The sequence below is a fragment of the Stenotrophomonas sp. STM01 genome, from assembly GCF_014852135.1.
GTDB classification, from domain to species: domain Bacteria; phylum Pseudomonadota; class Gammaproteobacteria; order Xanthomonadales; family Xanthomonadaceae; genus Stenotrophomonas; species Stenotrophomonas capsici.
The window spans coordinates 131,767-143,459 of record NZ_JACVBA010000001.1 but is presented as its reverse complement, the minus strand read 5'-3'; the positions used below and the strand labels follow the sequence as shown (position 1 = coordinate 143,459).

The following is an 11,693-nucleotide window of genomic DNA, read 5'->3' as shown; positions in this document are numbered from 1 at the left end:
CTCAACGACGGGTGAGGCCGGTCAACCCGGCGGCGGAAGCGAGGGTCTGGCCGAAGCGGTTGCCGACCTCGGCAATCGCACCGACCGCGCGGTCGATGGTCGGGCCGGCGGCAATGGCGGCGATCTTGGCGGCGTAGGACGGGTCGGTCGCATAACCGGCACGCTGCAAGCCCTGTGCAAAACCACGCACGTCGCCACCGGCCTTCAGCGCGGCCTGGTAGCGCGGGCTGTTCTTCAGCATCCGTACGTAGTCGTTGAAGCTGTCGGCCACCGAGCCATAGGCACGGAAGCTGGCGCGTTCGGAGCGGCGCTGGCCGTCCACGTACTCATGCGTGCCGGCGCTGGCGCGCTCACCGCTCCAGCCGGTGGCCTTGATCCCGAACAGGTTGTGGCTGCTCTGGCCGTTCTCCCGCTTGATGTGGCGCTTGCCCCAGCCGGTCTCCAATGCCGCCTGCGCGACCAGGGCGCGCGGGTTCACGCCCAGCTCCTGCGCGGCGCGCTGCGCGTGCGGCCAGATGCTGGCGACGAACCCCTCCGGCGTATGCGTGCCCAGGCTGCTGGCAGCCAGGTTGGCTTGCGTCGTGTCCACGGCGTCACCGCGTTCGGCGGCGGTCACCGCGCTCCAGCGGTCATCGGCCATTGCCCATTCGGCCTGCGCCGGCATGCCGCTGCCGTCGTACGGATGGGCGCTGCCCAACGCGGCGTGCAGCTCGCCGGTGTCACGCCCGGCGATCAGGTCCAACGCTTGCGATTGCGGGGCAAGATAGGCCGCGCGTTCGCTGGCGTCGAGCGCGGCGAACGGGTCTTCGCCGGGGCCGGGCTGCAAGGGCAGGGCAGGCGGGCGGATGTCCGGTGCGGCCAACTGGTAGGCGCGTGCCGCCGCGGCAGGCGTGATCGCCGGATCCACCGGCGCCGCGGTGGCCTGCTGTCCGCCGCCCAACTGCCTTGCGATCATCGCCGACAGGCCCAGGCCGCGCCCCCGCGTCATCGCCTCGGCGATGCGCTGGTCGTACATCTCCCGGAACATCTGGTTCTCGCCGGGGAACAGCGAGTCGCCGAAGCTGGCCTCGCGCATGCTCTTGATCAACATCTGCGCGAACTGGCCTTCCAGCTGGCGCGCGACCTTGTCGATCTTGGCCGGATCGTTGGCCGTGGCCGGATTCAGCTCGAACGGCGCAGGAGCGATACGCATGTCAGATGACCTCGAGATCGGCGCTCAATGCACCGGCCTGCTTGAGGGCTTCCAGGATGGCGATCAGGTCACCCGGCGCCGCACCCACCTCGTTCACGGCTCGCACGATTTCGTCCAGCGTCGCACCGCCGTCGAAGCGGAACATGCGGCTGCCTTCGTTGCTGGCGGTGATGGTCGATTGCGGGCTGGCGACGGTCTGGCCGTTGCCGAACGCATTGGGCTGGCTGACCTGGGTCGATTCGCTGACGGTCACCGTCAAGGAGCCGTGCGAGATCGCCGCCGGGCTGACGCGCACCTGCGAGCCGATGACCACGGTGCCGGTGCGGGAGTTGACCACCACGCGCGCCGGCGCGGTGCCGGGCGACAGTTCCACGTTCTCGATGCGCGCCAGCATGCCGATGCGCGCGCCCGGATCGGTGGGGGCCTGCACCGCCACGGTGACGCCGTCGACCGCGCGCGCCGCGCCTTCGCCAAAGGTGGCGTTCAAGGCGCTGACCATGCGCGAGACGGTGGTGAAATCGTTCTGGTGCAGGTTCAGGGTGATCTCCCCGGAAGCACCGAACACATCGGGCAGGGCGCGTTCGACCGTGGCGCCGTTGGGCACGCGCCCAACGCTGGGAATGTTCACCGACACGCGCGAGCCGTCCTTGCCCTGTGCGCCGAAGCCGCCCACCACCAGGTTGCCCTGCGCGATCGCATAGACCTGGCCGTCGGCACCCTTCAGCGGCGCCATCAGCAGCGAGCCACCACGCAGGGAGACCGCGTTGCCCACCGAGGACACGGTGATGTCGATGGTCTGGCCGGGCTTGGCGAACGGCGGCAGTTCGGCGTGGATCGCCACCGCGGCGACGTTCTTCAACTGCGGGTTGACGTTGGCCGGCACGTTGACGCCCAGCTCGCCCAGCAGGTTCTTCAGGCTCTGCACGGTGAACGGGGCCTGGCTGGTGCGGTCGCCGCTGCCGTCCAGGCCGACGACCAGGCCGTAGCCGACCAAGGCATTGCCGCGCACGCCGCCGACCTGCGCCAGGTCCTTGATGCGTTCGGCGTGGGCGGGCAGGGCACAGCCCACCACCAGGGTGAGGAGCAGGCAACGGAAGAGGGAAACGGTTCGCATGGTCATGCTCAGAACAGCGCGAAGGCGGAGTTGAAGAAGCGGCCCAGCCAGCCCATGGCGTTGGACTGGGCAACCGCGCCGCGACCGCCGTAGGCGATGCGTGCATCGGCGACCTTGCTCGAGGCGATGGTGTTGTCCGGCGCGATGTCGGCGGCGCGGACCACGCCCTGGATCTGCACCAGTTCATCGCCCTGGTTCAGGCGCAGGTTCTTCTGGCCCTGCACCACCAGGTTGCCGTTGGGCAGGCGCTGGATGACGGTCACCGTCAGGCTGCCCTGCAGGCGGTTGCTCTGCGCGCTGTTGCCCTTGCCGTTGAAGTCGCGCGAGCTTTCCGCCGAGGCTCCCAGGATGTCCTTGCCGCCCAGCGTGACCGGGGCACCGAACAGGGTCGGCGTGCCGACGTCCAGCTTGGAATCCTTCTGGATGGCGGTGCTGGCCGTGGTGGTGGCGGTGGTGTTCTCGATCAGGGTGATGGTCAGCAGGTCGCCGACGTCACGTGCACGCCGGTCGCCGTACAGGTTCAGTCCCGGGCCAGCGGCATAGATGGCGCCGGCGGTGGGGGCCGCGGAGGGGGCGATGACCGGCTGGATCGGCGCCATCGGCGCGTAGGGGCGCACGTCGCCGGCCAGCGTGCAGCCGGCGCTGAGCACGGCGCACAAGGCGACGGGAAGCTGACGGAAGAATGGGGTGCGGCTCATGGCATTGATCCTGTGGCGACCGGTCAGACGTTGCTGTTGAGGTAGCCGAGCATGGCGTCGGTGGTGGAGATGGCCTTGGCGTTCATCTCGTAGGCGCGCTGGGTCTCGATCATCGCCACCAGTTCTTCCACAACGTTGACGTTGCTGCCTTCCAGTGCACCCTGCACCACGGTGCCCAGCCCGTTTAGGCCAGGCGTGCCGTTCTGCGCCGGCCCGGAGGCCGTGGTCTCCACGTACAGGTTCTCGCCCTTGGCCTGCAGGCCCGCCGGGTTGATGAAATCAGTCAACGTCAGCGAGCCGATCTCCACCGATGCGGCCTCGCCGGCCATCTTCACGCTGATGGTGCCGTCGCTGCCGATGGTCAACGATTGGGTCCCCTCGGGAACCTGGATGCCCGGCTGCACCGGGTAGCCGCTGTTGGTGACCAGCTCACCCTGCGCGTTGATCTGGAAGCTGCCGTCGCGCGTGTAGGCGGAGGTACCGTCGGGCATCATCACCTCGAAGAAGCCACGACCATTGACCATCACGTCCAGCGCCTTGCCGGTCTGCTGCTGCGTGCCCTGGTCGAAGTTCTTGGACGTGGCGACCACGCGCACACCGGTGCCCAGCTGCAGGCCGGTGGGCAGCTGGGTCTGCGCCGAAGAGGAACCGCCGGGCTGGCGAACCTGCTGGTAAAGCAGGTCCTCGAAGCTGGCACGGTCGCGCTTGAAGCCGGTGGTGTTGGTGTTGGCCAGGTTGTTGGAGACCACGGACATGCGCGTCTGCTGCGCATCCAGCCCGGTCTTGGCGACCCACAATGCCTGATTCATGACGCGTTCCTCTGCTGCTGATGCCGGCCGATGCGGCCCTTGCCAGGTTCAATGCATGGGCCGTGCCAAAACCGGCGACGGGATGCCGTCGCGAGCAGATCACCGGTGGCAGCGGCCTGGGCCGCGAAGCAGGGAGCCGCCAAACCGTACGCATGAAAACGCCCGGACGCGATCTGCGCGCCCGGGCGACAGGGAACAACGACGACGTGATCGACCGGGGCCGGGATCAGATCCCGGCCGCAGGAGCCAATGGCCCGATCAACCGTTCAAGCGCAGCAGGGTGTTCGCGCTGCGCGCGTTCTCGTCGCCGTGCTTGATGACCTTCACCTGCATTTCGAACTGGCGCTGCAGCTGGATCATCTGCACCAGCGCGCCGGCGGCATCGACGTTGCTGGATTCCAGCATGCCGCTGTCCAGCGCCTTGCCCTGGCGTTGCGCGAAGGGCTGGGTGGGGTCGGTGTTGCGCATCAGCCCGTCCAGGCCGCGGGCCAGGCGTTCGTCGGGCGCCTCGACGACCTTCAATCGTCCGATCATCGCCATCGTCTGCGGGCCTTCGCCCAACGGGATGATCGACACGGTGCCGTCGTGGCCGATCTCCATCGCCTGGTGCGGCGGAATGGCGATCGGGTTGCCGTTGTCGTCGAGCACGGTGTTGCCTTCGGCGGTGACCAGTTGGCCGTTGGGTGTCATCGACAACGCGCCAGCGCGGGTGTACGCCTCACTGCCGTCGTTGGACTGCACCGCAAGCCAGCTGCCCGGTTGCAGCGATAGATCCAGCGCGTTGCCGGTGATCTGCTGCGCGCCGATGCGACGATTGAAGCCGGCATCCACGTGCAGTGCGTCCACGCGCGAGGCGTAACCCGGGCCCTGGATGCGGAATGCCTCGGTGTTGGCCAGCGCTTCCTTGAAGCCCGGCGTGTCGGCATTGGCCAGGTTGTGCGACACGGTCCCCTGCGCCTGCAGCGAGGCGCGGGCGCCGGTCATGGCGACGTAAAGGGCTTTGTCCATTTGGGGGCGGGGAACAGGAAGTAGGGAAGGGGAGGCGGTGCGTCACCGGCAACGGGAAAGGCGGGTGGGCGGTGGCTCCAGGCGATACCTGAGGCCCTCAACCCACCACCACGTCCTGTTCCCGATCCGGCGGTTAACGGATGTTGATGACGGTCTGCGTGATCTGGTCCTGCGTCGAGACCATCTGCGCATTGGCCTGGAAGTTGCGCTGGGCCACGATCATGTTGACCAGCTGTTCGGTCAGGTCGACCGTGGAGGCTTCCAGCGAGCCGGACTGGATCTGGCCCAGGTCGGAGGTGTCCGGTGCGCCGGTGCGTGCGATGCCGGACGCATTGGTCTCGGTCCACACGTTGTTGCCCATGCTCTGCAGGCCCTGCGGGTTGTTGAAGTTGGTCAGGGCAACCTGGCCGAGCGCGGTGTCGGCACCATTGGAGTAACGCGCGTAGACCACGCCGGTGGTGTCGATGCTGATTTCGGTCAGCTTGCCCGAGGCGTAGCCGTCCTGGCGGGTGTCCCGCAGCGCGAACTTCTCGCCGTACTGCGTGGAGCCGCTCACGTCCAAGGTCAGGTTGAGCACGCCGGCGCCGGTGGCGGGCGTGAACGGATCCAGCGTGATCTGGCCGTTGGCCGGATTCAGCAGCGCACCGCTGTTGGAGAACTCCAGCGTGGTCGGCGCACCGACGGACTGGCCGTCGACATAGTTGTAGACCTGCCACTCGTTGGCGTTGGCACCCTTGACGAAGTAGGACGTCTGGGTGTGGCTGACGCCCAGCGAGTCGTACACGGTCACGCCACCGGTGGACTGGTTGTAGCTGTTGGAGTTGCTCGGGTCGAACGTTGCGATGGTCGGTTCGCTGGCGTTGGCCGGCAGGGTGAAGGCCAGGTTGACCAGGCCGGTCTGCTTGGGCGCGCTGTCGGTGGCCAGCACCTGCAGGTCGGTCAGCGTGCCGTCGAAGCGGGTGCCATCGGCGCTCGGCGCGTAGACCTGAAGGCGTGCGCCCTGCGGGTTGACGACATAGCCGCTCTTGTCGGTCTGGAAATTGCCGGCGCGCGAGTACACGCGCGTGCCGTTCATGCTTAGCGTGAAGAAGCCTTCGCCCTCGATGGCCATGTCCAGGCTGCGCCCGGTCTGGTCGATGTTGCCCTGCGAGAACTGCTGCGCCACGCCACTCAGGCGCACGCCCGAACCGATCGCATTGCGCGAAAGCCCGTAGCTGGTCGAGTTGAACAGGTCGGCGAACTCCGCACGCGACTCCTTGAAGCCGGTGGTGTTGACGTTGGCGATGTTGTTGGCGGTGACGTTCAGGTCGGCGTTGGCGGCGTTGATGCCGGACAGCGATACGTTGAAGCCCATGGTGGTAACTCCTGGCGGGTTCGGGGGGCTCAGCTGACGCGGAGCACGTAGTCGAGCGGGGCAGTGCCCAGGCCCTTGAGGTTCAGGTAGAGGCCGTCGGAACCGACGGTCACGCTTTCCACCTCGGCCTGCACGTAGGTGTTCAGCTTGGTCGAGGCGCCGCTGCTGTCCGAGTGGGTGGCGGCGATGGTGTAGCTGCCGGCGGGCATGCGGTTGCCGCTGGCGTCGGTGCCGTCCCATTGGAAGTTGACTTCGCCGGCGGCGTCGGCCGGCACGCTCAGCGTGGTGACCTTCTGGCCGTTCGCATCGGTGATCTCGACGGTGACGGTGCCGGCCGATGGGGCCGCCACGGTGCCGCTGGTACCCCCTTCGCCTTCGAGGCTGAACTTGGTCGAAGGCACCATCACCTCGTGGCCGACCAGCGAGGCGCCCTTGAGGATCTGGTCGCTGGACATCGCCGACTGGAAGGTCTTGACGGTGGTGTTCAGGTCGGTGATGCCCTGCACGGTGGACAGCTGGGCCATCTGCGACACCATCTGGCTGTTGTCCATCGGCTTGGTCGGGTCCTGGTGCTGCAGCTGGGTGGTCATCAGCTTCAGGAAGTCGGCCTGGTCGAGGCTGTCGTTCTTCTTGGTCTTGGCATTGGCCGTGGCGTTCAGGCCGAGCGAGCCGTAGATATCGGAGGAGACGCTGGTGGTCATGTCGGTGGGTTCCGGTTGGGCGGGCGTCAACGGCCCATCGTCAGCGTGGCCAGGGCCAGTTCCTTGGCGGTGCTGAGCATCTCCACGCCGGCCTGGTAGTTGCGGGAAGTCGAGATCAGGTTGACCATCTGCGCCACCGGATCGACGTCGGGCGAGTAGACGTAACCGTCGCCGTCGGCCAGCGGGTGGTTGGGTTCATACCGCTTGATCGGCGCCGCATCGCTCTGCGTGACTTCCTTGACCTGCACACCGGTGAGGTTGGGATCGGTGCGGCTGGTCACGGCCTGGAACACCGGTTCCAGCGGCTTGTACACCGCCTCCGGCGAACCGGCGATGGAATCGGCGTTGGCCAGGTTGGAGGCGATGGTGCTCATGCGCACCGACTGCGCCTGCAGCGCGGAGCCGGCGATGTCGAAGATCGGCAGGTTGCTCATGGCATCGTCCCTTACTGGCCGGTGATGGCGGTGAGCATCGTGCGCACCTTCGATTCGACGAAGCTCAGCGAGGCGCGGTATTCCAGCGCGGCGCGGCCGTAGGCGGCGCGCTCGGCGTCGGGGTCGACGGTGTTGCCATCCAGGCTGGGCTGGGCCGCCTCGCGGGTGATCTGGAACGGGTTCAGCCCGTCCCCGCCGATGGCGTAGTGCTGTTCGGCCGTGGCGGCCAGCTGGCCATTGCCGGCCATGCCCTGGGCGTGGCGCAGGGCGGCATCGAAGTCGATGTCACGCGCCTTGTACCCCGGCGTGTCGGCATTGCTCAGGTTGCTGGCGATCAGCTTCATGCGCTGCTCGCGCAACGGCATGGCCTGGGCATGGATGCCCAGATAGTCGGAAATCAGGTTGGCCATGTGGTGGCTCCCACGGAACGTTGCCGGGGAAGCTGCAAGCCGCGTGCCAGAACGCCCGGCTCGGGCCCGCTCCGGCTCGGCCCGCCTCAGTCACCTATCGGGCAGCAGGTCAGCCAGGTTGCGGGGAAAGGCAGGAAACCGTTCCCTTCCCCCGCCAGCGGGGGAAGGTGCCCGAAGGGCGGCAGGGGCGCGCTTCCGGCCCCGGCTCAGGCCGCTTCAGCTACGTGCCGGAGGCGCTGCAGCACGAAGTCGGCCAGTTCGTGCGGGCTGTACTTGGCGACGAAGGCGTTGGCCCCGACGCGCTCGACCATGGCGTTGTTGAATACGCCGGACAAGGAAGTGTGCAGCAGCACGTACAGGCCCGACAGGCCTGGATGGCGGCGGATTTCCGTCGTCAGCGTGTAGCCGTCCATGGCCGGCATCTCGATGTCGGAGATGACCATGGCATAGCGTTGCGCCGGGTCTTCGCCGGCGGCCTGGATCTGCAGCAGGTGCTCCAGCGCCTGCTTGCCGTCGGACAGCAGGGTGGCGGTGACCCCCAGTTGGTCCAGCACGCTGCGGATCTGCTGGCGGGCCACGCGCGAGTCATCCACGACCAGTACCTGCATCGGCGGGGCGTCGGCTGGCAGCGCCATCGATGGATCCAGCACGGCTTCGCCGCGGACCTGGGCAATGTCGGCCAGCACGCTTTCCACGTCGATGACCTGGATCAGCTCGCCCTGGAAGCGCGTCACCGCGGTCAGGTAGGTGGACTCGGCACCCAGCTCCGGCGGCGGCTGGATGTCCTCCACCGCGATGTTGACGATCCGCTCCACGCCGCTGACCAGGAAGCCCTGCACCGAGCGGTTGAACTCGGTGACCACCAGGTAGCCCGGGGCAGTATCGGCTTCCGGCTCGCGCTCGGGGTGGCCGATCGCCAGGCCCAGGTCCAACACCGGCACCGAGCGCCCGCGCACGTCGGCCACGCCGGCGAACTGGCCGGGAAGGCCGGGCACCTGGAACAACGCCGGGCGCCGCAGCACTTCCTGCACCTTGAACACGTTCACGCCAAAAAGCTGACGGCCGCCAAGGCGGAACAGCAGCAGCGCGAGGCGATTGTGGCCGGCCAGCCGGGTGCGCTGGTCGATGCGATTGAGCAGGTCTTGTGACATGCAGCCTGTATCGGCGGGGGTCGGGGACAACTTGAGGCCGGCCTGGGCCGGGTTCTGGCACGCCGCTTGCCTGTGACCGGGCTGGAGTCGTTTGTCCGGAGCCCAGATCCATGCGCCTGTTCCTGTTGGCCAGCCTGCTGCTGCCGCTGAGTGCCCTTGCCACCGAGTTCCAGCCGGTGGAGAGCATCCGTGTGGCGGCGTTGTCGACCCTGGCGACCGGGGAGCAGGGCGAGGCCGGGGTCGACGCCGGCCTGCGCATGCCGCGCTGCGCGCAGGGCTTGCGGGCCCAGGCCACAGCCAACACCACGGTGGAGGTGAGTTGCCCGGACGCCGGTGGCTGGCGCCTGTTCGTGCCGGTCAAGGTGCGCCGCGAGCAGGCCGTGCTGGTGCTGGCACGCGGCGTGGCTGCCGGAGAAACCCTGGCCGCGGCCGATATCAGTACGGTCCGGCGCGACACCGCGCGGATCGCCGGCGCGGTACTCTCGGCGCCTGAACTGGCGGTGGGACGGGTCGCGCGGCGCACCTTGAGTGCCGGCAGCCTGCTCTCGTCCAGCGACCTGGTGGCCCAGCGGATCGTCCGTCGGGGCGATAGCGTCGCCCTGGTCTCGCGGCGGGGCGGGGTGGAAGTCCGGATGGCGGGCCGTGCCCTGGGCGACGCCGGCGAGGGCGAGCGGGTGTCGGTCGAGAACCTGTCTTCACGCCGGGTGATGCAGGGTGTCACCACGGCGGCCGGCGATGTGCTGGTCAGCCGGTAAATTTCCCTAAAGAACCCCCGGCCGCTGCCGTTATCGTTTTCGAACCGAATCAGGAATCCCATCACATGAGCCAGAAAATCGACGGCGGAATCGCAGCAGCGGCGCAGATGCGCAGTATTGCGGTCAACACCCGGGTCGCCCCGGCCGGCGAGTCCAAGGCCCAGGCGGTGCAGGCGGCCGACAGCGTCCGCCTGACCGGTGAGGCTACCCAGTTGCAGGCCATGCAGCGCGAGCTGAGCAACGCCTCGGCCATCGACCCGGCCCGCGTGCAGGCCGTGCGCCAGGCCCTGGAGAACGGCAGCTACCGGATCAACCCCGACGCCATTGCCTCGCGCATGCTGGACCTGGACCGGCAGCTGCAGGGATGAACCTCACCATGGCCGATCCGCTGCAGCGGTTGAGCGAGGCGCTGGAAGGCGAGCAGCGTGCCCTGGTCGAGCATGACGTGCCGGCACTGGTCGCCGCGACCGGCCGGAAGCTGGAAGCCCTGCGTGAACTGGAACGCAATCCGCCGCTCAACGATGCCGGCCGCCTGAAGGAACTGGCCGAACGCAACCAGGCCAACGGCGTACTGCTGTCGCGCCGCCGCCGCGAGGTCAACTGGACCCTGCGCCAGCTCGGACGCAGCGAGGACGCCCCGGCATACGACGCCAAGGGCCAGACTGAAACCCTGCAGGCACGCCGACCGTTGGCAGTGGCCTGAGTCCGGCCGCCCGCTGCGGCGGCTGTTGAAGCGCGCAAACGCGCAGTCCGGCAGCAAACGCCTGCCGGCATCCGGCTATAGTGACGGCCCCGTTTCAGTGCCGTACCGCCGTGACCCAGATCGATACCCCTTCCCTGGCCCCCCTTCCGTCGTCGGCCGCCCTGCGCGCCCTCGGTGAGCGGGTCAAGCATGGCCTGCTGGTGTTCAACAACCGGCTGGAGGTGAGCATCGCCAATGCGCTGGTGCGTGAGCTGTTCGGCGTCGATGAAGCCGGCAGCAGCGGCCTGGCCCGCGAGCTGGAACGGCTGTTGCCGTCCTTCGCGATCCCGCAGGTCCGCGAGAGCGGCAACTGGAATGGCAGCCTGCCGATCGGCGAGCGCGTGATCACCGTGCACCTGCATCACCACGCCGACGCGGCCGGGGAATCCTTCCTGGCGTTGTTCCAGCAAGTGGATGGCCCGGAGGACTACGAGCGCGAGCTGCAGCAACGCCACGCCGAGCTGCGCCAGGCCTACCTGCGCCTCAACGGCGCCCAGGAGAAGCTGCTGCAGTCGGAGAAGATGGCCTCCATCGGCCAGCTGGCCGCGGGTGTGGCCCACGAGATCAACAACCCGATCGGTTACGTGCATTCCAACCTGGGCAGCCTGCAGGAATACCTGCGCAGCCTGTTCACCGTCATCGAGGCCTACGAGCGCGCCTTGCGCGCGCCGGACCCCAAGGCGCTGATCGCCGAGATCGACGACATCCGCGACCGTCTGGACATCGACTTCATCAGCCGCGACCTGCCGCAGCTGATGGCCGAATCCCGCGAGGGCATCGAGCGGGTGACCCGCATCGTGCGCGACCTGAAGGATTTCTCGTACTCCGGCCGCGACGAGTCCTGGAAGCTGGCCGACCTGCACGCCGGCCTCGAGTCGACCATCAACATCATCTGGAACGAGCTCAAGTACAAGGTCACGCTGGAGCGCCATTACGGCGAGCTGCCGATGATCGAGTGCCTGCCGTCGGAGTTGAACCAGGTCTACATGAACCTGCTGCTCAACGCCGGCCACGCCATCGCCGAGCGCGGCAACATCATCGTCAGCACCGGGGTGGAGGGCGAGGAGGTCTGGGTGCAGTTCGAGGACGACGGCGCCGGCATCTCGCCGGAACTGCGCCAGCGCATCTTCGACCCGTTCTTCACCACCAAGCCGGTCGGCAGCGGTACCGGCCTGGGCCTGTCGATCTCCTACGGCATCATCAACAAGCACCACGGCCGCATCGACGTGGAGAGCACGGTTGGCGAAGGTTCGCGCTTCCGCATCGTGCTGCCGGTCCGCCAGCCCAGGTAGCAGCACCCCCGGGCGCGAAGCCGAACCGTCCGT

14 protein-coding genes are annotated in these 11,693 nt (G+C 67.9%); 4 read left to right on the top strand and 10 right to left on the bottom strand.

What is annotated here, in order from left to right; translation table 11 throughout:
- Position 1: 1 nt before the first annotated feature.
- The 10 genes from flgJ to IB227_RS00595 form a co-directional block, all read right to left on the bottom strand.
- Entirely contained in the window at positions 2–1,192 is a 1,191-nt protein-coding gene (flgJ, locus tag IB227_RS00640; RefSeq protein ID WP_192285805.1) for a flagellar assembly peptidoglycan hydrolase FlgJ, read from the bottom strand.
- 1 nt (position 1,193) lies between these two features.
- Positions 1,194–2,306: a flagellar basal body P-ring protein FlgI gene (locus IB227_RS00635; RefSeq protein ID WP_225591547.1), complete on the bottom strand. Its 1,113-nt coding sequence runs from the start codon at positions 2,304–2,306 to the stop codon at positions 1,194–1,196.
- An 8-nt stretch (positions 2,307–2,314) separates the two neighbouring features.
- Positions 2,315–3,004 (bottom strand): flagellar basal body L-ring protein FlgH, encoded by a 690-nt coding sequence (gene flgH, locus IB227_RS00630; protein WP_132863489.1) that lies wholly within the window; start codon positions 3,002–3,004, stop codon positions 2,315–2,317.
- Positions 3,005–3,027: 23 nt separating this feature from the next.
- Positions 3,028–3,813, bottom strand: coding sequence for a flagellar basal-body rod protein FlgG (flgG, locus tag IB227_RS00625; protein ID WP_132863491.1), 786 nt, complete (start codon positions 3,811–3,813; stop codon positions 3,028–3,030).
- A 258-nt stretch (positions 3,814–4,071) separates the two neighbouring features.
- Positions 4,072–4,821, bottom strand: coding sequence for a flagellar basal body rod protein FlgF (locus IB227_RS00620; protein WP_132863492.1), 750 nt, complete (start codon positions 4,819–4,821; stop codon positions 4,072–4,074).
- A gap of 133 nt (positions 4,822–4,954) precedes the next feature.
- Positions 4,955–6,175, bottom strand: a complete 1,221-nt coding sequence (gene flgE / locus IB227_RS00615) for a flagellar hook protein FlgE (RefSeq protein WP_192285803.1) — start codon at positions 6,173–6,175, stop codon at positions 4,955–4,957.
- Positions 6,176–6,204: 29 nt separating this feature from the next.
- The gene (locus IB227_RS00610) at positions 6,205–6,876 is read right to left on the bottom strand and encodes a flagellar hook capping FlgD N-terminal domain-containing protein (protein WP_132863495.1); all 672 of its coding nucleotides are present in this window, start codon (positions 6,874–6,876) and stop codon (positions 6,205–6,207) included.
- A gap of 26 nt (positions 6,877–6,902) precedes the next feature.
- Entirely contained in the window at positions 6,903–7,310 is a 408-nt protein-coding gene (flgC, locus tag IB227_RS00605) for a flagellar basal body rod protein FlgC (protein WP_192285801.1), read from the bottom strand.
- Positions 7,311–7,321: 11 nt separating this feature from the next.
- The gene (gene flgB / locus IB227_RS00600; RefSeq protein ID WP_132863498.1) at positions 7,322–7,720 is read right to left on the bottom strand and encodes a flagellar basal body rod protein FlgB; all 399 of its coding nucleotides are present in this window, start codon (positions 7,718–7,720) and stop codon (positions 7,322–7,324) included.
- Between the two features lie 206 nt (positions 7,721–7,926).
- On the bottom strand, positions 7,927–8,871 hold the full coding sequence (locus IB227_RS00595; protein ID WP_132863500.1) for a chemotaxis protein: 945 nt from the start codon (positions 8,869–8,871) through the stop codon (positions 7,927–7,929).
- 110 nt (positions 8,872–8,981) lie between these two features.
- On the opposite strand from IB227_RS00595, the gene flgA reads away from it, so the two are divergent.
- From flgA to IB227_RS00575, 4 genes are all read left to right on the top strand, one after another.
- Complete coding sequence (gene flgA, locus IB227_RS00590) at positions 8,982–9,626, top strand: flagellar basal body P-ring formation chaperone FlgA (RefSeq protein ID WP_132863502.1); 645 nt, start codon at positions 8,982–8,984, stop codon at positions 9,624–9,626.
- Between the two features lie 65 nt (positions 9,627–9,691).
- Positions 9,692–9,994 carry a flagellar biosynthesis anti-sigma factor FlgM gene (gene flgM, locus IB227_RS00585; protein WP_132863503.1) on the top strand — a complete coding sequence of 101 codons (303 nt, stop codon included), beginning with the start codon at positions 9,692–9,694 and terminating at the stop codon, positions 9,992–9,994.
- Entirely contained in the window at positions 9,991–10,329 is a 339-nt protein-coding gene (locus IB227_RS00580; protein ID WP_192285799.1) for a flagellar protein FlgN, read from the top strand. The genes flgM and IB227_RS00580 overlap by 4 nt, the downstream gene beginning before the upstream one ends.
- Before the next feature lie 110 nt (positions 10,330–10,439).
- Positions 10,440–11,660 carry an ATP-binding protein gene (locus tag IB227_RS00575; protein WP_192285797.1) on the top strand — a complete coding sequence of 407 codons (1,221 nt, stop codon included), beginning with the start codon at positions 10,440–10,442 and terminating at the stop codon, positions 11,658–11,660.
- Positions 11,661–11,693 lie beyond the last annotated feature (33 nt).